Origin of the sequence: Thalassolituus sp. UBA675 (genome assembly GCF_002297765.1) — a bacterium.
Lineage (GTDB): Bacteria > Pseudomonadota > Gammaproteobacteria > Pseudomonadales > Oceanobacteraceae > Thalassolituus.
The window spans coordinates 121,461-146,569 of sequence record NZ_DBNJ01000003.1; the positions used below are offsets into that span (position 1 = coordinate 121,461).

The window sequence follows — 25,109 nt, forward strand, 5'->3', positions numbered from 1 at the left end:
TGCGTCAAGTGGGCCAGTATCCGATACGGATAAAAAAAGCCCGGCATCTGCCGGGCTTCTGGGTATCAAGGGTTAAAGCGGATTGGATATTCCACCTTAGTAACCTCGACGTTAGGTCGACTTTCAAACGCCATTTGCTGACATTTGAGTTCAACACTGCGGATCAGTCGAGCGTCTTTAATTTCGCTCTTCGCAGCTTTACAGGAAGTCACTGAGCCATCCGGCTGAATCGTCAGCGCAAGAGTTACAGAGCCCTCGAGCGTTGGATTCTTACGTAAAGCCCGGCGATACAACCTGTCATAGTGTACGTTGTATGCCTCAAACACCAGCCTGAGCTCTTCCTGGCTACGTTTCTTCGACTCTTCTGCTGCGGCAACCGCCTCTGCGGCCACCTCAACCGTCGTTGTCGCGCGATCACCAAGGTTCTCTCCTGACGTAACATTAGTCAGCGATGCTACATCAACACCACCAGAACCCCGGCTCGCCGCTGTGCGATCCACTACTGAGCCGACGTTAGTCGCCTGAGTTCCTTTGGTACTGAGCGACGAACTTGAAGTGCTCAGTGCCGTGGTAGGAATCGCCGAACGCAAGTCACTCAAAGCCTGAAGTGCCTCGGTACCCACTGCATCACGTGCTTTCTGCTTGGCTGCCTGACGCTGCTGCTCTGTTGCTTCAACTTTCGGCTTAGGCTCGGGTTTAGGTTTAGGTTCCGGCTTTGGCTGAGGTTTTGGCTCAGGCTTAGGTTCAGGTTTCGGCTCGGGCTCGGGTTCCGGCTTAGGCTCGGGTTTAGGTTGAGGCTTCGGCTCGGGCTTTGGTTTAGGAAGCTCGAGCTTCTTACGCTCAATGACCTTGGCCAGTTGCGGCGGCAGCTCCTCAAGTTCAGACCTGTCTTTTTCAGGCAGATCAATAAACGGAACCACGACACCAACCAACAACATCAATGCCAGCAGGACGCCCAGGATCATCCACAAGCGGCGACCATCTTCGCCATCGGTCCACGGCAACTCAGGAGTGCGATAAATACTACTCATCACGCACCTCCCGGCTGCTTCTGGTTTACCGCCAGTGAGATATTGGCAAAGCCAGACTCGGCACAGGTACTCATAATTCTTTTAAGAACTGAGTATTCCGTTGCCTTGTCACCCACAATCGTTACCGGACGGCTGTCTTCCCCTTCCGCGATTGGCGTACGGCTGGCCTGATATTCAAGTTCAGAGAGCAATGAAGGAATAATTTCTTCTTCACCCTGTTTAATCGCTGACAGTTGCGCTACTGAACGTCCCTGCACAAGCAGATCTGTATCCGTCACCAGAACTGTCAGTTGCTCCTCAGGCTTGTTCTCTGACACAGAAACAGGGAGCTCGACGCTATCCGTGTTCTGCACTTCCACCTCTGACTGATTCACCATGAGGAAGAACACCAGAATGGTGAAAATATCCATCAGGGCTGTCAGATTCAGACCGTTTTTATTGGCATTACGTTTATGGTTACGCTGCATGCGCTTAGCGCGACGTGACATTTTCATGGTGCCACCTCCTGCGCTTCTGCTTCACCCAGAGAAATATCCGGGAACAGCACAGCATCAACCAGGGACGCAGCTACCACGGCAGGGTAAATGCGAACCGTGTCCATCACAGTCACCAGTGTCTGGTAATCCGTATTGGGCTCTGCGAGCAGTGTAATATCTCTTTTTTCTGCAAACTCAGGATTCTTCTTGGCGTTCTGAAGGGCCTTTGAAAGACCTTCGTAGTCAAGTTCTCCGGACTGAGCAGGAATAGAAGCCAGTTCAACTGTCTCTTCCTGATAGGTCCGGGAGAGAGTGAATCCTGTCTTCCTGATCGTCACTTCAAGCGTGACATCCTCCGGGTTAACGGCACCTGGCTCATCGCCAGAAGGTAACCTGAGATCCAGTACGGCCAGCTGTGAAAAAACCATGTTCATCAACAGCACAGGTACCAGTACGATCATCAGGTTCATGAAGGATGTTACGTTGAGTTCCGCCTCTTCTCTGATTTTCTTATGGCGTCTCATCGAACGACTCCTGATTAACCGTTATTTGAAGGAGTGCCGTTTTGTCCTGCCTTTTTATCCGTGATGGTATTTAGGAACTTAACGCCCGCCATCTCGATGCTGTCGACGATTTCAGATGTTTTGGTCTGCAGGTAGCTGTGAAGCAGAATCAGTGGAATGGCTGCAATCAGACCAAATGCTGTTGTGTTCATCGCAACGGAAATACTTTGCGATAGCAGTTCAGCCTTTTCCGCAGCCGGTGCGCTGGCTACTGCGGTAAATGCCGCAATAAGACCCATAATGGTACCCAGCAGGCCCATCAGGGTTGCAATATTAGCAAGTGTCGCGATGTACGGCGTACGCTTCTCCAACTGAGGAATCGCTTCCATCAGACCTTCTTCCAATGCGTACTCAACCTCTTCACGACGTTGAGCAGTCGGGATACGCTGGATGCCAGCGGCAAAGATATTAGCGATATGAGTATCAGAGCTATTGGCGTAGTTGAGTGCTGAGCGCAGATCACGTTTCTGCAGCATAGGGTACATCTCATCGAAAGCACGACGGTTACCCGACTTTTCTTTTGCGAGGACGAGCAAACGCTCAATTGCGACAGCGAGACCGATTACCATGATGATTGCAATCGGGTACATAAACACACCACCTTCCTGAAGGAAGCGAATGATGGAATCCATTGGATATCTCCGGTTCTGATACTATTGTTGTTCTGATAGGCAGCTCATTAAGCTGCACACGGGCTGATTTAACCATTATTTCTCTGCAGAAAAAACCGCAGCTCACTGTATTTCGAGGACTTCGTTTAGCCTTGTGACGTGATCCTCTTTTTCGTTGTAACGCTTACCATAACGTATCTCTCGTTTCAGACTGTCACGGGTTAATGGTCGAAACCAGTGACGGTTGAAGCTGGTAACTGGTTCATACAGCCGCCCCGTTCCGGGAGGCGGCTGCCAGGCATTAATATAGAGGACATTCGGGTTTTCGCTATTTCCACGAATTGTCATGCCCTGTAGACGGACAACATCGTCATCAGCAGAGAGCACTTCTGTACTTATAAGCATCAGAGGTATGAGCAAAGCTATCAGATATCTCATAATGCCTCCTCTTCGACCGTGCCTTGATCAGGAGTTGCTGTTTCAGGGGAGGCAGGGGCTTCACCCGCCTCTTCAGGCATAACCGCATCATCAGCGGGTGCTACTTCCTGAGAGTCTTCTGCATCAATAACACCCTCTGAAGCATTAATGTCGGTTACCTGGCCTTGTATAACCGCATCCGTAGTTTCGTCGGCGGGTGCTTTTAACGAGCTATACCACTCATCAACACTCGCCGGATCAGCCTCGTCGACACCGACTCGACGCGCAAGGTCTATCACCCAGATATTTAACTGCTCGTTATCCGGCATTAATCGACGCGCCTTGCGATAAAATTCAAGCGCGCTTTCAAGGTCGTTACGATACAGATCCAGAAGAATACCTAGATTATAATAGTGACGCCCGTCATCGGGATCACAATCAATGGCGGCGTAATAACTCGCTTGAGCATCATCAAAACGCCCCAATTCACGATAAGCTACACCGCTCAACGCATGAACCGGGCAAAAAGTCGGGTCTATAGTTTCAACCTGCTCATAAGCAGAGACGGCCTCTTCATAATTGCCTCGCTGATAATGCGCGAGTCCCAGGTTACTCCACACTCCCGGATACTGACCAAAAACAACTGACATATCTGCCCAGTGCTGCAAGGCCTCATCAAAGCGTTCGTCTTCCATAAGCGACAAACCATTACGGTATTCGTTTTCAAACCCCTCTGGAAGAGGTTCAGCAACGGGCTGACCATCAGGGCCAAATTCTGCCGAATCCTGGATTACAGGCCTATTCGACGCACAGGCGCTCAATAATAGAATCAGTAACGCACTAGCGAATCTGATCAACATAGGTCACCGCTTTTTCTTGTTTGTCGTATTGGCCCGGCATCAATCTAGCCATAGACCGGAAACTTTTCTTAACCCATTCATCATAGAGGCCATCATAGGTCCTGCTGATATTGGTCTGATGAATATCAATCGCAGCTTCTTCCAGAGGAAATGCCTGATCCTCGAGCAGGAAGGTGTATTCTTCTTCTTCGAGTTCGTCCATGCCCGCTGGACGTTCAGATTCCATCAAACCGCGACTGAACTTGGCATACATATCACCAATATGGAAAGTCGCAGGCGTAGTAAATTCCAGAACTTCCATCTCAACGGCCTGGGTATAACGTTTAAGCGCCCCTTGCATAGCGTTGTTCTTACGCACAATACTTTTCGCCAGAGGCAGAGTTATTTCTATATCGTCGAAGCGGCGCCGATCAAACTCACCCAACTCAAAGGCCGCCTTAGAGGCCAGATAACGAGATCGATCTGTTCTATCATCGCCAGCACGAGAATGGAGACTGATAATTTTGTCTAACCAGAAACGGCGTTTTTCTTCTTCACCTAGTTTTGCGTATATCTGATCAAGCTTATAGTGGGCTTCAATAGCGGGATCAAAAGGACGTTTGTACGTATGTGCATAGCGTCGATACATTACGATAGCGTTATCGTAATCCTCGGCCTTCTCGAAATACTCCGCCGACTGGAAAGCGGCGATTCGTTTCTCCTCATCATCCGTGCCAGAGTCCGAGATAGTCTTCAGTTCAAAGGCTGCCTGTCGCCACTCGCCCTGACCTTCATAAGCAATAATTAGTTTGCTACGAATATCGTTCGAGAATTTACTGTTCGGATGATTTTCACGGAACCCAAGAAGCACCTCTTCAGCTCGGGCAAAATCTTCGATCTGCATCAACAGTGTGGCGGCATCGTATTCCGCATTCTCACGGAGGTCACTCTCTGGCACAACTTCCGCCAGCCGCAACCATTGCGCTACGGCTTCTTCTGGATTTTCTTCCCGCGCAGCTTCGCCCTGTTTATAAATTGCAGCCGCTGACTTCTGGCGAAGATCAGCGCGCTGCTTACGATTCAACTCTGGATACTCAGAGGCAGCAAGAAGCGCTGCTTCTGCTTCTTCAAACTTCCCTAGCTCAAAGGCTGAATGCCCCTGCACCAATGACGCTCCGTAAGAATAGCGCGGAGGCAGTTCAACACCACTTTCCTGTGCAAGCCGGGCCGTAGTTAACGCCTGGCCATAATATTCATCCGCGAGAAGCATCTCTGCAGTATTCACCAAGACGGTTCCACGTCGTTCATCCTGCGGAAATTCGAGCACAAAACGTTTTGCACTGGCTACAGTCAGCTGGCGCCAGCGCGCCTCTTCCTCTGGTGTAGGCTTGTATTTGTTATAAGCCAACAATGCTGCATAACCAGCCTCTGCCGCGTTTTCGTAGAAAGGATACTGATAAGCAACGATTTCAAAGTTATTGCGCGCGTCATCGTAATTGCCGATTTCGTATGAAATTTCAGCCAATAAAAAATGTGCTTTTACAGCATCCGGCGCCTTGGGAAATGAGCGGATATATTCACGATACCAGCCAGCGGCCTGCTCCAATCGCTCGCGTTTGTCACTCGCTGATTTCGTTTGCTGCCCCCAGCCGTGCGCAAATGTAGCGAGATCCCAGATATAGTCGCCCAAAGCAACGGTGATCAGAGTGCGTACTTCTTCACCATGCGTTTCCCAATAAGGTGAACCAACACCGAAACGTTCGATAAAGACCTCTTTGTGCTTTCTGCGCAGCATCGGATAACCGGCTTTTTCATATCCTGAAATCAGACGACGATAATAAAGCGGGGCTCGATCGTCATCTGGGAAACGATCTACAAATGCACGAAGGGTTGATGCCGAGCTTTTGAAGTATTTCTTTTCGTAATACTGATTAGACAGTTCGGCATAAATCCGATATTCGAAATACCGGGTTCCATGTTCATCGTAGAAACGAGCAATTTCGTTCCAGTCGCCGAGATAATCAAACATCAATGCCATGATCCGAAGCGTATCATTCAATACTTCCAGTTCGGCTCCGTCTGCGGCCATCAGCGTTTCATCATCCGGGAAGTGTTCATCAATCATTTCCGTAAAGGAGAGCAGACTATCTTCCAGTCGATTTTGCTTAAACAATGCCCAGCCGCAGAAATACTGCGCATCAAGGTAATACGGATTACCTTCGGGACCGAACTCTACGACCTGGGTGAAGCGACTTTCCGAAGCTTCGAAATCACTAACGTTATAAAGCATTCTTCCCAGTCGGAATTGCGATTCAAGATAGTAAATAGACTCAGGGTAGCGCTCAGTTAATTCTTCCAGCACAGCGATGGCCTGATTCTGTCGACCAGCCAACGAATACGCTTTCGCCAGCTGATAGTAGATGGTGTCGTTGTCTATGCGGTCAGGATAGAGCTCAAGAAGAGTTTCATAGTCACCAATCGACGCCTCTGCCATTTCCCGGTCTTCTTCGACCATTGCATCGATATCATCACCAAACTGATCCATTCGGATCTCGTCCCACTGCAGTTTCAGGCCGGCAATGCGGTGCGCCACACGAACCCGCAACTCAGGATCAGTCGACACTTCGAGATAGGATTTATAGCTGCGAATTACATCACGATGATCAACTCCAAGAGGTTCATCGGACGCTGTGCGAACGGTAAGCGTACCAATGTCTGACAGGTACTTACGTTCGTCTTTTTTACCAAACCAACTACAGCCAGAGCTGACTACTACGAACATTACTAACAGTATGAAACGGTGCAACATTACTTAACCGCCTCCTGTTTTTCATTTTCCGGCTCATATTCGAGTGAGCCAAATTCATTCTGTAGTGAATCGTCGTAGAGCCGAGCCAGCGCCAGGCGTGCCTGTGCGAGATAAAGCGTCAGGCGTTCATCGAGCTCTGTCAGATGCTGTTTTGTCATTTCTGTGAGAAGTGCTTCCTGATCACGCTGGATCCCGGCGACATCAGAGTCCAGCGCGGCAACTCTTTGCTGCAACTGACCGACACGTTCAGGAAATCCGCGCCATGAACTGTCAGCCCAGATCAGGGAGGTACGCGTATTCTCTAATTGACGGAATAACTTGTCAGTTTCAGAGCGCAATATCATATGGTCGCGCTCGGTATCCCATTTACGTTGAGGCTGCGCTTCATATATCGACCAGAGCTGCAGCCCCCTCATTCGCCGCCAGCGCTCTTTGTATGGCGCGAGATCACGGGTCGGCGTACCTATTTTCTGGAGCAGAGTAACCGCAGGAACGACACTTCTTAAACGCTCGATTCGCGCTTCATCACTTCTGGATGCGTAAGAGAAAACCGTTTCATCCTCGTCCAGGAGTCTGTCCTGAACAGCAAGAATGCTCCGAAGAACATCCATCTGACGCTCTTCCAGTTGTTCCAGCAGAGCCTCCCCCCCCATCGCTTCAAGATTTTCCCGGCGCTGGACGAGGATATCTTCCCACAAGGTCAACTCACGCATCGCTTCTGCGAGGTCAGCGCGGATACGATCAAGGTCATGAAGGCGCGCTAACTCTTGCGTAAACGCCTCTTCTTTCAGTAACCCCTGAGCAAAACGCGTTACCTGGCTCTGTGGCAGATCACCAAGCGCCTGTCTCTGCCAGCCCCAATTCTCAGCTTCATTTGACTGGCGCCACTCATGTAGCCAATTTCCCAGTGACTCTTCCTGATTGAGTTGTTTCAGCTCCCCGACCATCTCAGTCAAGCGTTCCTCAACACGTTCATATGCAAGCACAGACTGATTGACAGCATCGACCAGCTCAAGTGTGTGAGGTACTGCAAGGTAGGATTCAACAACCGCAGGATGATATTCATCGTAAAGCTGCTGCAGGATACGCCATGGCTGAATAGCATCTTCATAGCGCCACTGAGCCAAAAGATTCCATCCGTGGTGCAATAAGGCGGGCGGAGTAAATACAGATTCCAGCGTCACGTCCGAAAAATAACGATTAGCCATTGCGTGCTTATCCCGCTCCATCGCAGCTATACCAGAAATCAGCAGAATACGATCACGCAGAGCCGTGCCTTCTTCGTTGTCTGGTAAGTAGAAAATTGCCTCATCGATGGTCGCTTCGATGTCGCGACTTCTGAAATTCTGACGAACCATCGCCAGAATAAGGTTGTAGCGCGCGTAACCCGTCCAGATACTCGCGTCTTCCATGCTCTTAACTACAACCTGAGCTTCTTCTACCCGGTCCTGCTCACTGATACTACTGGCCAGGAGGTAAGAAAGCTCCTGATCATAACGTCGGCTGAGAGCAGGCGATGCAGCAAGTGCATTCCGTGCAGCCTGCTCTGCACGACCATAAAAACCTGCGTTGAAAAGACGTTGCGTCAAAAAATACCAGGCGTCTCCAGATGCACTTCCGCCCTCTTCAAATACAGCGTAAAAGAGATCTTCTGCCTGATCCTCCAACCCCAGCGACAGATAGACGGCAGCCCTCATAACTTCAGCTTCAGTCTCTGGCGTCGTGTCGCTACCAATAAGCTCTTTCCATTCGCGTAGATAGTAAAGCGTCTGGTAATACTCACCGATGAGATAGGAATAATAAAAATTACCGCGCAGAAGTCGTTTCTCAGCGTCTTCGTTGACACCGATACCTTCGATATCATCAAGATCAAAATCGATATCGTCTTCTGACAAGCCCTCTGCGTATAGGCCCACACTGAACAAAGCCAGCGGAGCCAACAGAAGTAGAAGAAATAGTCTCTGCATCAAATTACCAGTACTTCAGCTGTAATCGTGCACTCTGCAGGTCATCCCGGTCGACGATCAGGAGTTCTGTGATAAGCGGTTTACCGGTTTTGCTGATCATTTCAGTGATCGCAAGTTCACGCCCCTGACCCTGGTGGTCGACACCACGAATAGTTACAGACACTTCATGTTTGCCCGGTGCAAGGTTGAGATCACCCAGCGGCTGTACCGCGCCCATACGCAAGGCCTTTACCTGACGTTCAGTATACAGATGCTGAAGTTCAAGCTTGCCATCTACCGAGAGTTCAACTGACAGAGGTTCAAAATATTCACCATGGTTAAGAGTCACATGAAACGCCGCCCGAGTCGTAGCTGGGCTCAGAAGCTCCCGCTCCAGCTCATAGAGGTCACGATTTAGCTCAAGCACCGCTTCTTTTGCTGTCATCACCTGTTCACGTACCGCTGCGTCTTCCGCCATGACGGCAGGGGCAAACAGCATGCTCAGAACTAACAGAAATTTCATTGTCTACTCCGGTTGCTGATAGTCACGGCCCTGGCTCATCCAGCGCATAACCACCCGCTCAGTTTCCTGATAATTATCATTGAGATCACCTGTAATCAGGTGATCAAGGCGCCCATCGGCATTAATTAACATTACCGCTGGTCGCTCATCAAACACCCAACCCTGACGCCATTTCGGCTCGTACTTCAGAACTGGAATACGCATATTGGGCGGTTGCCGCTTTCCTTTCGGGGTCCAGACAAACCATCCTTTCAACCCTTCAATTTCCAGACTCTCAGCAAGAAGCTGATATCTGACGAGACGCTCGGAACATTCATCACAGTCTCCAAGCCATATCAACATCAGATAAGAACCACGGGCTTCCTCGAGTCTTTGACCAAATCCGTTCGTCGCCGGTAACGTAAAGTCCGGAACCATATCCCCCGGTTTCAGACTTTCAGACGCCTGCAGATGCAGGGCCAGACCGATCAGTAATACAAACCGAGTGAGATATCCCACTGTGTGCCCCCATCAGATTCGAGAGACTGAAGGCGCTCATCGTCGACCAGAAACTCACGCACGCCTATCCCCGTCCAGATCCGGTCACCATGAAACTGAACGCTCATGCCTAGCGATGCATAACGACCACTGGTATCACCGGAATGTTGTTCACCTGCATTAAGTTCCGCTGAGAGCACCCACGGCACGGCACGGACTCCGCTGGTGCTGGCGGTCCCCTGAAGGAGCGCGTAACCCGCTCCCGCAGAGTAACGAAGCAGCTCTTCGTCATCGCTTCGTATTTCCTGGCCGTCATTAATCACGGCACGCGTACTGAACTGACCAATCTGAGCCTCACCCAGCAAATACCATTTCTCACCGGCAAAATAGCGCGCCGTGAACAGAATTCCCGGCTGCGGATCATTGTTGTAGGCCAGAGCATTGGAATACCCTACGCTGAAGACACCGTGTTCGACTTCAGTCTCACTCAGATCATCGAGACCGTTCCTCTGACTGCCCGGACTGAACACCTCTGCCGCAGCGCTGAGCGAACACAACGCCATACAAGCAAGCCCCACCGTCCGCAAAAAAGAAGTCATAAACGTAATCTCCAAACTAATGACATAGACCTGTGGGTTGTCATTTCACTGTCAAGTGCTGTGCCTACTTCGCCGCGAGCACCAAAGTCAAAATACCGGGCAACACGCCACATTGATTCAACACCTACCGCACCAACCCAGACAGGCTCAGCCGTGTCAGACCAATGTGTATTGCCTCGCTCACTCTGGGCATAACCGGCAAACGCGCTCCAACTGAAGGTTAAGTAATCTGCTGGTTGAGCGAACTGAGTAACGATGCCAACATCCAGCATTGACCACGCCGAATCACCCTCTGGAGCGCGAGTGTAACGCACAGAGCCATACTCTCCGAGGACAGGAAACAACCATCCGACGGAATAGGCGCTCGCGGTTGAAAGGGTCACTTCGAGTCGATTTTTCCCGGGGCGCGCGTCATTAACTAGCTTCCAGAGTTCATCGCGGGGAAAGGTTTCGAGCAGATGAAGGTCATCGACATGCAGCCAGCCGCTATTCCGCCCATCAGTCGCCTTGACCCAGCTACCGCGACGAGCGACTACCTCAAGGCGACGATATGGGGTGACTTCGTAGATGACAGGAAAGGCCTCAGACGGCCCATTGCGCAGGCCTATGTAGACCTGCTCAGCAGCAACCGGCTTAACAACGCCAAGAGTGATTCCTGTAGCAATCAGCAATGTCAGCAGTGGTGAAAACAAGCGTATCGCCTGCATGTAAAACATCCTGCATTCTTTATTATTTTCCGGGGAAACCTGCCCTCTCTGACAAGCTCCTCCGACTTCTATTTTCAGCTATTTGCTGAGAAATCTCATAGCATCCTCAAGACCTGAAAGGGTCATGGGATACATTTTATCTTTGACCAATGTACGAATCGCCCCCAGCGAGCCGCCATTCCCCCAATGGTCTTCCGGCGCTGGGTTCAACCAGACCAGTTTATCGAAGTGATTCGCCATGCGTTCCATCCAGACCGCGCCCGGCTCTTCATTCCAGTGTTCGACGCTTCCTCCCGCATGAGTTACCTCATACGGCGCCATCATGGCATCGCCCACAAAGATAACGCGGTAATCCTGTCCATACTTGCGCAAAATGTCCCATGTTTCTGTGCGCTCGTTCATACGGCGGATATTATTCTTCCAGACGGATTCATACAGGCAGTTATGGAAGTAAAAGGTTTCCATATGCTTGAACTCGGTACGAGCAGCCGAGAACAGCTCTTCGCACACACGAACGTGAGGGTCCATAGACCCACCGACATCAAAAAAGAGCAGTACTTTCACAGCGTTATGCCGTTCTGGAACCATTTTAATGTCGAGCATACCTGCGTTGCGCGCGGTAGAACTGATGGTGTCATTCATATCAAGTTCATCGGCTGCACCCTGGCGCGCAAACCGACGAAGACGACGCAACGCTACTTTGATGTTCCGTATACCGAGCTGCACATTGTCATCGAGATTTTTGTAATTTCTCTGTTCCCATACTTTCGCCGCTTTTTTATGACGGGAACGATTCTGATCAATACGAACCCCTTCCGGGTTGTAACCTTCAGCACCAAACGGTGATGTTCCGCCTGTACCGATCATTTTATTTCCACCCTGATGGCGCTTTTTCTGCTCTTCGAGGCGCTCCTGCAGGGTTTTCATCAGTTCATCGAAGCCGCCCAGCGATTCAATCTTCGCCATTTCCTCTTCAGAGAGCAGCTTCTCCATCTCTTTGCGCATCCATTCAGCAGGGATACTGGCGTCATCGAACAATGAAGGCAGTGCTTCAATACCCTCAAAGTAGGCGGCAAAGGCCTTGTCGAACTTATCGTAGTGCTTTTCGTCCTTTACAAGGATCAAACGTGCAAGCGCGTAGAACTCTTCAAGGTCTGCAAAGGCTACCCGCGCCTGAACCGCCTCAACGAGGTCAAGGTACTCGCGAATCGAGCAAGGTACTTTTGCGCGACGAACCGTATCGAAAAAGTCGATCAGCATGATCAGCCCCGACGGCGACTCATAAACGCAAGACGCTCCAGCAAGTGCACATCCTGCTCATTCTTCACCAGAGCACCCGCCATGGGTGGAATTGCCTTGGTAGTATCGTGATTACGTAATAACTCGACGCCGAGTTCATCGGCCATCAGCAGCTTCAGCCAGTCAACCAGTTCAGAAGTTGACGGTTTTTTCTTCAGCCCCGGTACTTTGCGCACGTCAAAGAAGACTTCAAGCGCGTCATTGACCAGCTCCGCCTGAATATTCGGGAAATGCACATCAACGATCGCCTTCATGGTTTCGCGATCAGGGAAGTCGATATAATGGAAGAAGCAGCGGCGCAGGAATGCGTCAGGCAATTCTTTCTCGTTATTGCTGGTAATCAGAATAATTGGGCGGTGCTTAGCAACGATGCGCTCCTGAGTTTCATACACGAAGAACTCCATCTTATCGATTTCGAGAAGAAGGTCGTTCGGGAACTCGATATCCGCTTTATCAATCTCGTCGATCAGCAGAACAACAGGCTTATCCGCTTCAAAAGCTTCCCAGAGCTTACCTTTAACGATGTAGTTCGAAATATCATTGACACCATCAACACCAAGTTGCGAGTCGCGCAGACGACTGACGGCATCGTACTCATAGAGCCCCTGATGAGCCTTGGTCGTACTCTTGATGTGCCATTGGATAAGGTCAGTGCCCAATGAAGTGGCCAGTTGCTCTGCCAGCATTGTTTTACCGGTTCCTGGCTCACCTTTCAGCAGGAGTGGTCGCTGCAATGTAATTGCTGCGTTGACTGCCATTTGCAGCTCAGGTGTCGCTACGTATTCACCGGTACCCTGGAATTTCATCAGGACTTAACCTCTCGATCTCTGATTCTTGACTGGCCAGAGTATAAGGAGGCCGCTTTAGTACAGCAAGGCAGGACCAGAAAAAGGCTTTAAAATCAGACAGAAAGGGATAATTGTACAGAAGCCGCCTCCGGTACCGGAGGCGGTCATAATATAAGCGCTATTCTTTTTTGTCGTCCGGGAGGTCGAATTCCCCCCAGTCATCGTCTTCATCGGCTGAATCTGCTGCATCCGCTGCGGGTTCAGAACTCCCCATATCGGTGTCTCCTCCCATAGAAGCAGTGACCTTGCTTTCTTCCTCCGCTGCAGGAATTTCTTCCTCCTCCGCACCGTCAAAGTTATCAAAGTCAGCGGAATCCAGATCGGCGTCATCAAGCTGCCCTGTCTCCAGATCCAACGCTTCGCGTGCGGCTACGTCTTCCGCGCTCTCAGATTTTCCTTTGCGCCTCCCCAGCCACCACCACGCCAGCCCACCTAGAAGTGCCAGATTTGCCACCCCAAGCAGGACGTATACCCACCAGGCAACACCCGACTCCTCTTCTGGCCCAACTTCTTCGACAGCAGACTGCTCACTGTATCTCGCCGCCAGATCAGGAACAATTTCATCAGATACAGGCACGACCTCAGGTTCCGCAGGTGCCTCTTCAGACGAATCAGGTTGTGCTGCAGCAGTTTCACTCACAGTAGGCTCTGGTGCGTTCTGAACAGCCGCTTGCTCACCCCTGATATCAGGTTCCCTGACCTCTTCATTCACCGGCTCTGGATCTGGCGCTTCGGTAACTGGGGTACTTACTTCAGAGACCAAAGGAAAGATCACAGGAATGCTTTCTGGTTTACTCTTAAATGTCTTACCGCTGGCCGACACTCCACGGATGTTTAGCATAACCTCGTAACTGCCTGGGCCTTTGTCGGCGACAAGCGCGAGTTCCCAGGCGCCGCTGCCTTCTGAATACTCCATAGCGTTAATCACCGAGCTACCATCCGGGCTGGATATTCTGGAAATCACCCGCGACAGAGCAGTATCTACGAGGTCACTTTGTGGGTACACACGCACGTTAAGTATCTGCTGCCCGACATCAGGAGTAACATCGACCCGCATCGGCTCAGCCAGCGTTGCCGTCAGAACCTGCTTGCGCTCGAATGTACGCCCCTGAGCATTAATCTCCAGCCTATATTCTCCGGGCTGATTCAACCGACTCAGGGTCTCTCTGAATATCCCATCAACAGGCAGGCTCTCCGGGTCAGACAGCAACTTGCTCCCTGTACGGCCATCCGGTGCAGTGACCTGAAGGCTGACATCCGTCAGTTGCAGAATGGTCTCTTCATTTACTGTTTCGCCTTCATTCTCAAGAGACATTTCAAGCTGCACCGGCACACCAGAAAAAAGGCTTCCCGGCAGGCCAGACACTTTTAGTTTGAGATCAGACAAAATCTGCACCCGACTGTCAGGAGCGACGTCGGCATCGGCGACCCAGTCTCCGGTTTCAGGAGACTTCACAGTAATCAGGTCGAAGTTCAGGTCATGATGCCAGCGGACATCAGCAGATGTCGCTGCAGAATCCTGAGAGATACGCACACCAGAGGGCGACACCAGTTCCGTAGGTTTGCTGGAAGCTGCCCTGAAAATCAGCGCAGTAAATTCGTTAACACTCGGGTCAATATTGAAGGTATTTCCAACAAGCGGAACCTGCTCGCTTGGTACGGCACGATCAAATGCTTTAAGAAATGCTGGCATCAGCTCGTCATTGGTATGCGCTTTCAGCGCGAGACCGTCTGTTTCCATAGCAAGCTGCCCAAGCATAGTAACGTCTGCGGCATCGGACAGGGCAAGAGTGTGAATACGGACATTCTTTGACATGTACTCAGGAAGAACCGTGCTGATAAGCCTTTCGCGAGCGGCTGTATTCGCCGGCGTGTCAGGGGCACCACCGGAGGTATCCATATCAATCCGACCATCGGTCAGGAGAATGACTGTCTGATCAAACTGACTGTTCTGAGTCGCCTCATAAAGGGCTTTATCGAGGGCTTCAACGAGGTTGGTATTGAGACCGACAGAGCTGATATCACCGCTGGCTGCGCGCGCTTTCTGGCGCCAAGCTTCATCTACGGTAGCAAGCGGCACCAACATATTCACGTAGCGCCCGAAGGTCCAGACACCGGCGCGGGCCCCTTCAGGTAATAATTCTGTCAGCAGATTAAGTGCCGGACGTCTGAGGTTTTCAGGATCTGTCTCCTTCATGCTACCGGAGATATCGATCACGATTCTTACGTCCGGAGCCTGAGACTCTTCAGCCCGGACGCTGAGGGTTAAAGCGGTGAAGAACACCGCCAGAAAAATCGCTCGGAAAAGCAGCATAAAAGCTCCGACTCCCTTTAACTCAGTCACCTTCAAGCTCAAGTTCAAGCTCAATCAGAATCAGAGGCTATTTTCGAGAACACGACGACCTTTCTCTGTGATGTGCCAGCGCACACCATTCTTACCACTCACCTTGCCTGCAAGGCTACGTGTAGTCAGTACGTGCAGTGTTTTCAGTACTGTCGACTCTTCCTGATTGCACTCACGACACACCCCTGCCAGTGAGCGGAAGATATACCGACCGTTGGACAGAATTTTGAGGATTTGGGTAGAGGTTGTGTCCAGCTCTTCTGACACATTCGCCATCTGCGGATCGTAACCACTCATGTCTTTTTCGGTTTCAGTATCAATCAGAGGGAGCAGCTCATTCTGAATAATACGAAGATCCTGCTCGACTTCTTCAGAACGCTGACGAGCAACATTCGCTTCGTTGAGAATCCGATCCGACATATTGTCGATAACAAAGCGACTCAGCAGCGCTGAAACCAGACAGAAACCGGTGAAAATGAGTAGCTGAGAGGGGTCGCCCTGACTTTCAAGAACCAGCTCGCTGTTCACCATATCCAGAACAACCGGTACCAGGAACGATGCGCCCACACCTACAACCAGAAATCGCGGAAGACTTGCCGAATCCGGATCTTTATCACCGTAGAGGTAAAAGTTCACCAGACCGCCGAAGATCCCTGCAAGAAGCATTACGGTAGCAAGAATGAATATATGGTTAGCCATTTTCTAAACCCTCAGTAGCACCGCCAGGTGCCTGTGTCACTAATCAGACATGCGTTTTTAATTCTGTGCCCAATCTGGGCACGGTATGAATTAAAACTAGCAAAGTTTTGAGAGTTAGCCAGAAATGTACGTATCAGCTTGTAAGTCACAGCAGAACAAAGATACAGGAGGGACATGGAAGTATGTTCCGTTGTGCCAAAACAGCACGATCACAGCTGCAGATAGAGATTGACAGACAAGCAAGACAGCAGTCCTTGCACCGTTCAGCGGAAAGGGTTTCCCTTAACTGGAGCCGCGTTTTTAGCGCGCAGAGGGGGCGTTTCGCGATCTTTTTCCTGCACGTTTGGCTTGGGCGCAAGCCCTGCTACCAGACCTACCAGAGTCACCAACAGTGCTATCCCTGCCGAGACTGAAAACCAGGTAACAAACTGCTCCAACCCGGCCAGACCCTCCGATATTAAAGCGAATGGTACCGCGATAAACCCCGGCGAAAGCACTTCAACACTGGCATCAGGAACCGGCACTGGCGTGAAGATGATAATGGCACCCACCGCACTGTAAATGTGATAAGCAACTCCACGCTGTTTTACCCAGAACGCCATTTTCCCCCAACACCAGAATGCGAGCAGACCAGCCAGAATATAAATGGCCCAGAAGGCGTAATAATCAGTCAGGCTTTCCATATAATGTGATCTTCCCAATCCTCTTCATTCACAAGATTATCAGCAACGCCTTTCCCTTTAAGGGATACACCAGCACGATGAACGGAGTCTGCATCCCCAGTTAATAGCGGGTGCCACTCTTGCAGTGGCTTACCTTCAGCAACAAGGCGGTAAGCACAGGTCTCTGGCAACCAGTGAAACTCAGAAGCCTGCTCTGGTGTTAACCAGACACAGTGAGGCACGTAGGTCTGCCGCTCCTTATAAACTGTGCATTGGCAGTTGCTCTTATCCATATAGCGGCAGTGAATATCGGTGTAATAAACATCACCACTGTCTTCGTCTTCCAGCTTATGCAGACAGCATAAAGCACAACCGTCGCAGAGGGATTCCCACTGCTGCCGACTCATCTCTTTTAAAGGTGTCGTTTCCCAGAAGCGCCGGTCCGCACTCATTCGTCGTCCTTTCGGCAGAAGAGATCCAGCATATAGGGTTCTTTTGCCGGAGGCATCTGTAGATAAAAGCCCTTCTCTTCGATATCAGCGAGAACCTTTTCAGCATCTGCCCGACCAAGATTTTTCTCTGGCGTCAGCAACAGGGTTAATGCCAGTTCAGGTTTACCAAACATTTCTTTCAACTCATCCGGTACACGAGCCAACCCCTCTTTCTTTTCAACGTAGAGGTACATCTCATCCTTGCGACGTGTTTTATAAACGTCACACAAAACGCGCTTAGTCGCCGTCATAATTTATTGCCTGATCTCTTTCAGGTGCGCCAAGAGGGCATCACCTATTTCTGATTTTCTCCACCCAAGGAGTATGGGTGGCAATTCATTGTCCGGGGTGCGCATTAACGCCTCCAGCGCTTTTTTGTTGGCCAGCACTTCCGGCGGAATATTGAGCGATTCCGCTTTTTTAATTACGCCTTTTTTCAGAAGCTTCATCAGATTACCGTCATCAACAGAAAGCGGCCGTTGCAACAACTCCGGCCATTCATCAGAGTCAGTACTCTGTGCCTGCTGAATAATCTGCAGAACCTGTTTGCCACACTCTTTGATGATGTTTGCCCGTAACCCTGCTTTGAAAAGCTGATCGCGGTTACGTGCTTTAAATCTGGATAAATTCCACAGCGCTGGATCATCCGCCACTTTATTTCGCGGGACATCACGCGCCCGCGCCTCTTCCTCACGCCAGACAGCCAGCTGTTGCAGAATGCTCTGTTCCTGCGGCCTTAGCTTCCAGCCTGACTTCACTCGCTGAAACGCACCTGTGAAGTCTGTATCAGGTTGACTCGCGGCGACTACAAGACGTTCGCACTCTTCCTCAACCCACGCTTCTCTTCCGAGACTCTCGAGCTTTTGTTTCAACCGTGGATAAATCTGAAAAAGATAAAACACATCTGCGGTCGCGTATTCCATCTGCACCGGAGTCAGTGGCCTCTGAAGCCAGTCCGTTCTGGTTGCTTCTTTAGGAATATCCAGATCTAGCAATTCACTGACGGCTCGTTGAAACCCTACAGAACCACCATACCCCGACAGCGCCATCGCTATCTGTGTATCAAACAAGGGGCTCGGTACGGCATCAAAAATACGCTTACAGACTTCAAGATCTTCGGCGCATGAATGGAATACTTTCACAACATCCGGGCTCTGCATAAGAGCTTTGAACTTGCTCCAGTCGTTGATTGCCAGAGGGTCAATCAATGCGCACGCATGTTTATCCGCGACCTGAATTAAGCCAGGTTTGGGATAAAACGTACTGGTTCTGACAAACTCAGTATCCACCGCGAGAAAATCCGCCGAAGACCACCTGATGCAGGCATCGTTAAGTTGCTGATCCGTCGCGATCCATTCCGGCACCGGCACTTCAGTCTGTACTCTAGGTTCAGTCAATCAAGACCCCTTAATATCTCACTCGCACGGTCAACACTGACACGCTCACCAGCCCGCCCCGAGCGCCGGAAAATATATTCTGCGGTCGTCCGCCCCTCAACGGAATCACCGCTGAGTATCAACAACGTCGCCTCTGGGAAGCGCTCAACGGACGCAAGCAGATCATCCATATTTATTTGAGAGGGGCCGACCCCGCTTGCTGGCGACAACTCACCGTGCAAAACAAACAGCGGCCCCTGATAATCAACAATATCAGACAACCGATTGAGTACCGCTTCCGTCGATGCCACCAGAAAGTAATCGGCGCAAGCGCCATTGGCCTGGCACTCCGATTGGCACTGAATACGATTACAGAGCCGACAGAGCCCCGCTTCGTTAATGCGCGTCAGGACCTCCGCCAGCTGCCTGCTATCACCGTGATAGACCAACCATTCCGCCAGCCGCTCTGCTGCCTGCGCACCGATACCGGGCAAGCCATCGAATGCTTCGCAAAGTAGCTGATAGTCACGCGGTCGGCTGGCCATGAATCAGAACGGCAGCTTCATGCCTGCAGGAAGCCCCATGCCTGATGTCAGCTTCGACATATGCTCCTGATTATTCTGTTCGATTTTACGAACGGCATCATTCACAGCAGCAGCAAGAAGATCTTCTAGCAGTTCTTTTTCTTCTTCCATGATGGAATCATCAAGGTCGACGCGCTTAACATCGTGACGGCCAGTCATAACGACTTTCACCAGACCCGCGCCGGCTTCGCCTGTCACTTCTGCAGAAGCCAGTTCTTCCTGAGCCTTCGCCATCTGCTCCTGCATCTTCTGAGCCTGCTTCATCAGGTTGCCCATTCCACCTTTAATCATGCGTACCTCTCTTCAATTCTTCAGGTCAATTCTTTATTAAACGTCAGGTATTCGGGCGGACAGTGTCTTCGATGACCTGCCCGCCTAATTCATTAACTATCTGGTCCACCAGAGGGTCGCTGTCGATTGCCTGACGCGCTGAATACAGCGCATCGGCCAGCAGCCGCTGCCTGCGTTGCTCCGGTGTCTCTCCACGTGTTGCAGTGAGAGTCATTCTGAGTGTCACACCTGGCAGAAATTCCCTCAGAGCCGTTGCGATTCTCTCTCGCTGGGTATCGTTGTACAACGCGCCTTGTGCGGGATCGACATCAAACTCAAGCACAGTGCCTTCCGGCGCCTCTTCACGCTGAATAAGTGCACTGTTTCGGGCAATTGCCATAGGTAATCCAGCGAGCGCCAGATGATCAACCCACATATGCCAGGTATGAGGAGCCAGCTCGGGCAACTCGTCGACACTCGCCATGGCAGACGACTCGGCTTCAACATCTGCCGCTGGCGATGAGCCTGACACTTCCGGCTCACTCACTGGCTCAACCACGGCCTGCGGAACCGGGTTCTCCATAAGGTCGGCCAGAGAGCCATCGCGACGTTCCTGCGTCTCATCACCAGGCATCACTGGTGCCAGCGCAGACTCATATTCGACAGGGACATCTTGTTGGACAGGGATATCGGCTGGAGCCTCAACAGGAGCGCCAGTGGAGCTGCCGGAATGCGCCTCTGCAGGGGTATCAACAGAAGCATCAGCGGCCGTTAAATTTTCCGCAGAGACAGCATGATCTGTAATGATTGGCGTCGCGGATGGTTCCGGTTGTTGGGGCGTAGCTACCATTGATTCTGGCGCCTGCTTTGAATTTACAGGCTCTGAATTTACAGGCTCTGAATTTACAGGCTCTGAATTTACAGGCTCTGAACCCATAGGCTCTGCAGCGGAAGGCGTCGCAATCTGAGGTTCTGACTTTTCTGGCTCAGCAATAGCGGGCTCAGAAGCAGGCGAAACAGAACCGAGAGATTCGAACTGCCCTGCAGGCTCGTTCGGCTCTGATGCAGTACCTGCAGCAGTCTCTGAATCAGACTCCGGAACGACCCCACTACCAACCCCAGAAACAGCTTCAGCCGCTGGAGCTGTCAGTGGCTTTTTTTTTTCGAGCGCCGACGCCAGGTCGAGTTCAGGTACGACATCAGGTGCCGGACGGAATGCCAGCATGCGCAGCAATATCATCTCAAAGCCCTGACGAGGCTCTGGTGCCATCGCGAGGTCCTGTCGCCCCTGAAGCGCGATCTGATAACACAGCTGCAGATCTTCGGCGGGCATCGCCATCGACAACTGCAGGATCGCTTCACGATCGCCTTCGGCATTATCAATGGCATCAGGAACAACCTGAGCGAGTGACGCACGATGCCAGATGTGCAAAAGCCCCTGCAGAATCTCGTCATAATCCGGAGAGTGCTCCGCCATCGAAGCGGTCTCCGCCAGGATTTCGCTGGCATCGGCCTTAGCCATCACTTCGGCCAGCCTGAAGAGCCTGCCGCGATCCATACTGCCCAACATGGAGTTGACCTGCGACTCATGAACCTCACCTTCACCGAAGGCAATGGCCTGATCTGTCAGGCTCAACGCATCCCGCATACTGCCCTGCGCAGCACGCCCCAGAGACCAGAGCGCCGGCTCGTCGTACGGCACAGACTCCGCCTGCAGCACTTTACCCAGATAACCAACAATACGTTCAGGCGTCATATTTTTGAGGCTGAACTGCAGGCAGCGCGAAAGGATAGTCACGGGGAGCTTTTGTGGATCGGTCGTCGCCAACAGAAATTTAACGTGTTCCGGCGGCTCTTCGAGCGTTTTCAGCAAGGCGTTAAAACTGTGGGTTGAGAGCATATGAACTTCGTCAATCAGGTAGACCTTGAAGCGGCCTCTTGTAGGCGCGTACTGAACGTTATCAAGGAGCTCTCTGGTATCTTCAACACGGGTACGGGATGCTGCATCGACTTCAATCAGGTCAACGAAGCGGCCTTCTGCAATTTCACGGCAAGAAGAGCACTCGCCGCAGGGTCTTGCGCTGACGCCCTGCTCGCAGTTGAGGCATTTGGCCAGAATCCTGGCAATCGTCGTTTTACCAACACCGCGGGTGCCGGTAAACAGGTACGCATGATGGAGACGCCCTTCATTCAGCGCATTGATGAGCGCGCGCAGAACGTGCTCCTGCCCGACCATTTCATCAAAGAAACGCGGACGCCATTTTCTCGCAAGTACCTGATAACTCATGAAAATCTATTCGGCCTGAATACCTGTATTCAGCTCGCATAATAACTGGATAAGCGGGTAAAGTCAGTGACAATCTGGAAAGGAAAATACGGAAGAGAAACTGGAGATGACCTCTGCCAGCCACACCCCGGCACACGAGTCGACCACTACCGTTGCTTCCTTCCGGACCTGGCGGGGTTCGCGGTGTATCGTTGCGAGGGGACCGACAAAGGCCACCATAACGCCCCGCGATCAGCGGGGAGGCGTACATTAGCCAAAACCCGCTTCAGAATCAAGGTCTTATGAACAATTCATTGCGTCAGATGTGGAGCCACTGCTCCAGTGCTTTGGTGATTACTTCCGCACGGGACAAACCTAACTCGTCAGCAGCGCCATCCAGAGCGGCTACGACGTGCGCAGGCAATTTCACTTCCAGACGATGCAAGCCAGCATGCTTGTCGCGCAGACGCTGACTGCGTTTATTAAGGCGAGACTGCTGAGTTCTGTCATAGGGGTTACTGCGAGGGCGGCCCGGCCCTGACGAGCTGAACATATCTATCGTTGTTCTGTCTTCCGGCTGGACCGACATGGAGCTACCTTAACTGCACATTCTGAATACTGCGATGACACTTTGTTTGCAACAGATGCCAACAAAGCGTGAATTATCCCCGAGAACCGCACAAAAGCAACTGACAGAGCTTACCAGTGTGCGCTTTTCTCTAATCAGACTTGTCATACTGCGGCGAGCGCAATACTGTAACTGGGTACCTCATTAAAGAAGCGACATCAGAGCGACAATGACACAGAAGCCCCAAGCGTTACCCCACTCTCTTGCCACACAGACGATCCACCCCGATTCTCTCGACTTCAAAACAACTGCGGATATTGAGCCCTTTCACGGGGTTCTGGGTCAGGAGCGAGCCGTCAACGCGATCCAGTTCGGCGTTGCAATGGAACGCCCCGGTTACAACATATTCGTTATGGGAGACACCGGAACCGGTCGCTCGTCCTACGTGCGCGACTATCTGAAAAGCGAGGCCAAGCGTCAGAAGACCCCAGACATCTGGTGCTACGTAAACAACTTCAATAATCCGCGCGAGCCCAAAGTTCTCGCCCTGCTCCCACAGGAGGCCAGTGACTTCCGCGGGCTTATGACCGAATTGATTGATCAGCTGATTGCCAGCTTTCCAGCCGTTCTGGAGCACCCGACCTATCAACAGAAAAAGTCGGCCATTGATTACACATTTAACCGTCGTTATGACCGGGCGATCGAAACGGTAGAGCGGGAAGCGCACAAGCGCGGGGTTGCCGTATACCGGGATTCAAACGCTATCAGTTTCACCCCAATGCGCGAAGGCAAAGCACTGGATGAGACCGAATTTGCTCAGCTCTCCGAAGAAGAGCGGGAAACCTTCCACAATGACATCGCTGAGCTTGAACACATGCTCAGTGAGCAACTTGCAGAACTGCCACAATGGAAACGCGAAAGCAGCAACGAGCTTCGTCGCCTGAATCAGGAAACGATTCGCGAGGCGATCACTCCCTTGCTCGCTCCGATTCGCGAAGCCTTTTCTCATCATGAGCCAGTGATGGACTACATCACGGTGATGGAAGAGCACCTTCCGTCCGTTGTTCTGGAAGAGCTGGTCGAAGAGCGCCTGATGGACCTGCGTGAAGAGTACGCGAAACGCAGCAGCCTTGAAGATTCACTGCTGCCAAATATTGCCACGCATCATGCGCCTGACAGTGGCGCGCCGGTGATCTACGAGCCCCACCCGTCGTACGCCAACCTCGTCGGACGCATAGAGTACGTCAGTGAGCAAGGCGCCTTGGTCACCAATTATCAGAAAATCGCCCCAGGTGCGCTGCACAAAGCCAACGGCGGCTACCTGATTCTGGATGCCGAGAAAGTGCTGTCCGAACCCTTCGTGTGGGACGCGTTGAAACGTGCACTGCAATCCAACGAGCTCAAGATGGAATCGCCCTATTCCGAGGTCGGCCTGCTGAACACAACATCACTCGTGCCAGATGTTATCCCCCTCGATTTTAAGCTGGTGCTTATTGGCTCTCGTCAGATTTATTACCTGCTTCAGGAATACGACGAAGACTTTAAGCGTCTGTTCCGCACACTGGTCGATTTCGACAGTGATATCGAACTGACTGAACCCCACGTTCAGGCCTACGCTCAACTGTTGAAGAGCCGGATCGAAGAGCAGCAATACGCCGACCTCGACAAAGCCGCCGTTGAGCGCATGGTCCGACACAGCGCCCGCCTTGCTGAACAGCAGGATACTTTAAGCGCGTTAATTGGTGATCAGTTTGACCTACTCGCTGAAGCCGACTTCATTCGCAAGCTGGCGCAGGACGAATTAATCACCACAATTCATATCGATCGTGCGCTTAAGGCCAAACAGGAACGTACTGGAAGAGTCTACGACAAGCTTTTTGAGCAGATGCTGGACGGCACAGTGCTTCTCGAGACCACCGGCACCGCCATCGGTAAAATTAACGGACTGACCGTGATGTCACTCGGCGACACCAGTTTCGGCTCACCTGCCAGAATTACAGCGTCGGTATATCCGGGTTCAAAAGGTATTGTCGATATCGAACGTGAAGTCGCTCTGGGTCAGGCGATTCACTCTAAAGGTGTTATGATTCTTTCAGGCTTCCTGGGGAACCGCTACGCACAGAAATTCCCTCTCGCTATTTCTGCTCATATCGCAATGGAACAGTCTTACGGTTACGTCGATGGTGACAGCGCCTCTATGGCTGAACTGATTTGTCTTATTTCGGCTCTGATTCACTCGCCGATTGATCAGAGTTTTGCTATTACAGGTTCGGTCAACCAATACGGTGAAGCCCAGGCCATCGGTGGCGTGAATGAGAAGATCGAAGGCTTCTTCCGTCTTTGCAACGCTCGGGGACTGACCGGCAAGCAAGGGGTAATTATCCCAGCAGCCAATCAGCGTAATCTTGTTTTACATGACGATGTACTGAAGGCCGTCGAGGCCGGTGAATTCCATATTTACTGCGTGCGCCACGTCGACGAAGCCATCCATCTGTTGCTGGACCGGGAGCCTGGTATCGCAGATGCAGAGGGCAATTTCCCAGAAGGTAGCGTAAACGGAGAAATCATCAAACGCCTTGAAGCCATCGCCCGCATGACTGACCCTTCTCGCAAAGATGGGGAGTCGCCGGAAGATGACGCTTCGGTAAAATAAACCGACAGGTGACCGCGGGATTCAAATGGGTTGAAATAGAAGTACAGATAC

At 51.5% G+C, this 25,109-nt stretch carries 25 protein-coding genes and 1 other RNA gene; 1 reads left to right on the top strand and 25 read right to left on the bottom strand.

What is annotated here, in order from left to right; all coding sequences use genetic code 11:
- Positions 1 to 65 precede the first annotated feature (65 nt).
- From B3007_RS01365 to ybfE, 25 genes are all read right to left on the bottom strand, one after another.
- Entirely contained in the window at positions 66 to 1,031 is a 966-nt protein-coding gene (locus B3007_RS01365; RefSeq protein WP_297533950.1) for an AgmX/PglI C-terminal domain-containing protein, read from the bottom strand.
- Positions 1,031 to 1,525, bottom strand: a complete 495-nt coding sequence (locus B3007_RS01370; protein ID WP_068441194.1) for an ExbD/TolR family protein — start codon at positions 1,523 to 1,525, stop codon at positions 1,031 to 1,033. Before B3007_RS01370 ends, B3007_RS01365 begins: the two co-directional genes overlap by 1 nt.
- Positions 1,522 to 2,031, bottom strand: a complete 510-nt coding sequence (locus tag B3007_RS01375; protein ID WP_068441198.1) for an ExbD/TolR family protein — start codon at positions 2,029 to 2,031, stop codon at positions 1,522 to 1,524. Before B3007_RS01375 ends, B3007_RS01370 begins: the two co-directional genes overlap by 4 nt.
- Positions 2,032 to 2,045: 14 nt before the next feature.
- Positions 2,046 to 2,702, bottom strand: coding sequence for a MotA/TolQ/ExbB proton channel family protein (locus B3007_RS01380; protein ID WP_068443141.1), 657 nt, complete (start codon positions 2,700 to 2,702; stop codon positions 2,046 to 2,048).
- 102 nt (positions 2,703 to 2,804) lie between these two features.
- On the bottom strand, positions 2,805 to 3,119 hold the full coding sequence (locus B3007_RS01385) for a hypothetical protein (protein ID WP_068443138.1): 315 nt from the start codon (positions 3,117 to 3,119) through the stop codon (positions 2,805 to 2,807).
- Positions 3,116 to 3,958, bottom strand: coding sequence for a tetratricopeptide repeat protein (locus tag B3007_RS01390; RefSeq protein WP_068443135.1), 843 nt, complete (start codon positions 3,956 to 3,958; stop codon positions 3,116 to 3,118). The genes B3007_RS01385 and B3007_RS01390 overlap by 4 nt, the downstream gene beginning before the upstream one ends.
- Positions 3,939 to 6,746 (bottom strand): tetratricopeptide repeat protein, encoded by a 2,808-nt coding sequence (locus B3007_RS01395; protein ID WP_301378965.1) that lies wholly within the window; start codon positions 6,744 to 6,746, stop codon positions 3,939 to 3,941. Before B3007_RS01395 ends, B3007_RS01390 begins: the two co-directional genes overlap by 20 nt.
- Positions 6,746 to 8,713, bottom strand: a complete 1,968-nt coding sequence (locus B3007_RS01400) for a hypothetical protein (RefSeq protein WP_301378963.1) — start codon at positions 8,711 to 8,713, stop codon at positions 6,746 to 6,748. Before B3007_RS01400 ends, B3007_RS01395 begins: the two co-directional genes overlap by 1 nt.
- Positions 8,714 to 8,717: 4 nt before the next feature.
- Complete coding sequence (locus tag B3007_RS01405; RefSeq protein WP_301378961.1) at positions 8,718 to 9,215, bottom strand: hypothetical protein; 498 nt, start codon at positions 9,213 to 9,215, stop codon at positions 8,718 to 8,720.
- Positions 9,216 to 9,218: 3 nt separating this feature from the next.
- The gene (locus B3007_RS01410; RefSeq protein WP_301378959.1) at positions 9,219 to 9,713 is read right to left on the bottom strand and encodes a hypothetical protein; all 495 of its coding nucleotides are present in this window, start codon (positions 9,711 to 9,713) and stop codon (positions 9,219 to 9,221) included.
- Entirely contained in the window at positions 9,683 to 10,291 is a 609-nt protein-coding gene (locus tag B3007_RS01415; RefSeq protein WP_301378957.1) for a hypothetical protein, read from the bottom strand. Before B3007_RS01415 ends, B3007_RS01410 begins: the two co-directional genes overlap by 31 nt.
- Positions 10,288 to 10,998 (bottom strand): hypothetical protein, encoded by a 711-nt coding sequence (locus tag B3007_RS01420; RefSeq protein ID WP_301378956.1) that lies wholly within the window; start codon positions 10,996 to 10,998, stop codon positions 10,288 to 10,290. The genes B3007_RS01415 and B3007_RS01420 overlap by 4 nt, the downstream gene beginning before the upstream one ends.
- 78 nt (positions 10,999 to 11,076) lie before the next feature.
- A complete protein-coding gene (locus tag B3007_RS01425) occupies positions 11,077 to 12,258 on the bottom strand; it encodes a vWA domain-containing protein (RefSeq protein ID WP_068443118.1) in 1,182 nt (393 codons plus the stop codon).
- Between the two features lie 2 nt (positions 12,259 to 12,260).
- Positions 12,261 to 13,103, bottom strand: a complete 843-nt coding sequence (locus B3007_RS01430) for an AAA family ATPase (protein WP_076514808.1) — start codon at positions 13,101 to 13,103, stop codon at positions 12,261 to 12,263.
- A 160-nt stretch (positions 13,104 to 13,263) separates the two neighbouring features.
- Positions 13,264 to 15,459 carry a VWA domain-containing protein gene (locus tag B3007_RS01435; protein ID WP_301378953.1) on the bottom strand — a complete coding sequence of 732 codons (2,196 nt, stop codon included), beginning with the start codon at positions 15,457 to 15,459 and terminating at the stop codon, positions 13,264 to 13,266.
- Positions 15,460 to 15,519: 60 nt separating this feature from the next.
- Positions 15,520 to 16,188, bottom strand: a complete 669-nt coding sequence (locus B3007_RS01440) for a YEATS-associated helix-containing protein (protein ID WP_068443108.1) — start codon at positions 16,186 to 16,188, stop codon at positions 15,520 to 15,522.
- Between the two features lie 263 nt (positions 16,189 to 16,451).
- On the bottom strand, positions 16,452 to 16,871 hold the full coding sequence (locus B3007_RS01445) for a hypothetical protein (RefSeq protein ID WP_301378951.1): 420 nt from the start codon (positions 16,869 to 16,871) through the stop codon (positions 16,452 to 16,454).
- Positions 16,859 to 17,302 (bottom strand): YcgN family cysteine cluster protein, encoded by a 444-nt coding sequence (locus tag B3007_RS01450; RefSeq protein WP_301378949.1) that lies wholly within the window; start codon positions 17,300 to 17,302, stop codon positions 16,859 to 16,861. Before B3007_RS01450 ends, B3007_RS01445 begins: the two co-directional genes overlap by 13 nt.
- Positions 17,299 to 17,592 carry a YcgL domain-containing protein gene (locus B3007_RS01455; RefSeq protein ID WP_301378948.1) on the bottom strand — a complete coding sequence of 98 codons (294 nt, stop codon included), beginning with the start codon at positions 17,590 to 17,592 and terminating at the stop codon, positions 17,299 to 17,301. Before B3007_RS01455 ends, B3007_RS01450 begins: the two co-directional genes overlap by 4 nt.
- Before the next feature lie 3 nt (positions 17,593 to 17,595).
- Positions 17,596 to 18,738, bottom strand: a complete 1,143-nt coding sequence (gene rnd, locus B3007_RS01460) for a ribonuclease D (protein ID WP_301378947.1) — start codon at positions 18,736 to 18,738, stop codon at positions 17,596 to 17,598.
- Positions 18,735 to 19,262: a toprim domain-containing protein gene (locus B3007_RS01465; protein ID WP_301378945.1), complete on the bottom strand. Its 528-nt coding sequence runs from the start codon at positions 19,260 to 19,262 to the stop codon at positions 18,735 to 18,737. Before B3007_RS01465 ends, rnd begins: the two co-directional genes overlap by 4 nt.
- Positions 19,263 to 19,265: 3 nt before the next feature.
- Positions 19,266 to 19,592 (bottom strand): YbaB/EbfC family nucleoid-associated protein, encoded by a 327-nt coding sequence (locus B3007_RS01470; RefSeq protein WP_068442809.1) that lies wholly within the window; start codon positions 19,590 to 19,592, stop codon positions 19,266 to 19,268.
- A 43-nt stretch (positions 19,593 to 19,635) separates the two neighbouring features.
- Positions 19,636 to 21,858 (bottom strand): DNA polymerase III subunit gamma/tau, encoded by a 2,223-nt coding sequence (gene dnaX / locus B3007_RS01475; protein WP_301378943.1) that lies wholly within the window; start codon positions 21,856 to 21,858, stop codon positions 19,636 to 19,638.
- Between the two features lie 111 nt (positions 21,859 to 21,969).
- Positions 21,970 to 22,066, bottom strand: an RNA gene (gene ffs, locus B3007_RS01480) — signal recognition particle sRNA small type.
- Positions 22,067 to 22,156: 90 nt separating this feature from the next.
- Positions 22,157 to 22,426 (bottom strand): LexA regulated protein, encoded by a 270-nt coding sequence (ybfE, locus tag B3007_RS01485; protein ID WP_297533933.1) that lies wholly within the window; start codon positions 22,424 to 22,426, stop codon positions 22,157 to 22,159.
- Between the two features lie 208 nt (positions 22,427 to 22,634).
- On the opposite strand from ybfE, the gene B3007_RS01490 reads away from it, so the two are divergent.
- Positions 22,635 to 25,058, top strand: coding sequence for a Lon protease family protein (locus B3007_RS01490; RefSeq protein WP_297533931.1), 2,424 nt, complete (start codon positions 22,635 to 22,637; stop codon positions 25,056 to 25,058).
- Positions 25,059 to 25,109 lie beyond the last annotated feature (51 nt).

What these genes read in the sequence shown, in the direction of transcription:
- B3007_RS01365 (WP_297533950.1), bottom strand. Translation starts at nt 1,031, where the DNA reads ATGAGTAGTATTTATCGCACTCCTGAGTTGCCGTGGACCGATGGCGAA.
- B3007_RS01370 (WP_068441194.1), bottom strand. Translation starts at nt 1,525, where the DNA reads ATGAAAATGTCACGTCGCGCTAAGCGCATGCAGCGTAACCATAAACGT.
- B3007_RS01375 (WP_068441198.1), bottom strand. Translation starts at nt 2,031, where the DNA reads ATGAGACGCCATAAGAAAATCAGAGAAGAGGCGGAACTCAACGTAACA.
- B3007_RS01380 (WP_068443141.1), bottom strand. Translation starts at nt 2,702, where the DNA reads ATGGATTCCATCATTCGCTTCCTTCAGGAAGGTGGTGTGTTTATGTAC.
- B3007_RS01385 (WP_068443138.1), bottom strand. Translation starts at nt 3,119, where the DNA reads ATGAGATATCTGATAGCTTTGCTCATACCTCTGATGCTTATAAGTACA.
- B3007_RS01390 (WP_068443135.1), bottom strand. Translation starts at nt 3,958, where the DNA reads ATGTTGATCAGATTCGCTAGTGCGTTACTGATTCTATTATTGAGCGCC.
- B3007_RS01395 (WP_301378965.1), bottom strand. Translation starts at nt 6,746, where the DNA reads ATGTTGCACCGTTTCATACTGTTAGTAATGTTCGTAGTAGTCAGCTCT.
- B3007_RS01400 (WP_301378963.1), bottom strand. Translation starts at nt 8,713, where the DNA reads ATGCAGAGACTATTTCTTCTACTTCTGTTGGCTCCGCTGGCTTTGTTC.
- B3007_RS01405 (WP_301378961.1), bottom strand. Translation starts at nt 9,215, where the DNA reads ATGAAATTTCTGTTAGTTCTGAGCATGCTGTTTGCCCCTGCCGTCATG.
- B3007_RS01415 (WP_301378957.1), bottom strand. Translation starts at nt 10,291, where the DNA reads ATGACTTCTTTTTTGCGGACGGTGGGGCTTGCTTGTATGGCGTTGTGT.
- B3007_RS01420 (WP_301378956.1), bottom strand. Translation starts at nt 10,998, where the DNA reads ATGCAGGCGATACGCTTGTTTTCACCACTGCTGACATTGCTGATTGCT.
- B3007_RS01425 (WP_068443118.1), bottom strand. Translation starts at nt 12,258, where the DNA reads ATGCTGATCGACTTTTTCGATACGGTTCGTCGCGCAAAAGTACCTTGC.
- B3007_RS01430 (WP_076514808.1), bottom strand. Translation starts at nt 13,103, where the DNA reads ATGAAATTCCAGGGTACCGGTGAATACGTAGCGACACCTGAGCTGCAA.
- B3007_RS01435 (WP_301378953.1), bottom strand. Translation starts at nt 15,459, where the DNA reads ATGCTGCTTTTCCGAGCGATTTTTCTGGCGGTGTTCTTCACCGCTTTA.
- B3007_RS01440 (WP_068443108.1), bottom strand. Translation starts at nt 16,188, where the DNA reads ATGGCTAACCATATATTCATTCTTGCTACCGTAATGCTTCTTGCAGGG.
- B3007_RS01445 (WP_301378951.1), bottom strand. Translation starts at nt 16,871, where the DNA reads ATGGAAAGCCTGACTGATTATTACGCCTTCTGGGCCATTTATATTCTG.
- B3007_RS01450 (WP_301378949.1), bottom strand. Translation starts at nt 17,302, where the DNA reads ATGAGTGCGGACCGGCGCTTCTGGGAAACGACACCTTTAAAAGAGATG.
- B3007_RS01455 (WP_301378948.1), bottom strand. Translation starts at nt 17,592, where the DNA reads ATGACGGCGACTAAGCGCGTTTTGTGTGACGTTTATAAAACACGTCGC.
- B3007_RS01465 (WP_301378945.1), bottom strand. Translation starts at nt 19,262, where the DNA reads ATGGCCAGCCGACCGCGTGACTATCAGCTACTTTGCGAAGCATTCGAT.
- B3007_RS01470 (WP_068442809.1), bottom strand. Translation starts at nt 19,592, where the DNA reads ATGATTAAAGGTGGAATGGGCAACCTGATGAAGCAGGCTCAGAAGATG.
- dnaX (WP_301378943.1), bottom strand. Translation starts at nt 21,858, where the DNA reads ATGAGTTATCAGGTACTTGCGAGAAAATGGCGTCCGCGTTTCTTTGAT.
- ybfE (WP_297533933.1), bottom strand. Translation starts at nt 22,426, where the DNA reads ATGTCGGTCCAGCCGGAAGACAGAACAACGATAGATATGTTCAGCTCG.
- B3007_RS01490 (WP_297533931.1), top strand. Translation starts at nt 22,635, where the DNA reads ATGACACAGAAGCCCCAAGCGTTACCCCACTCTCTTGCCACACAGACG.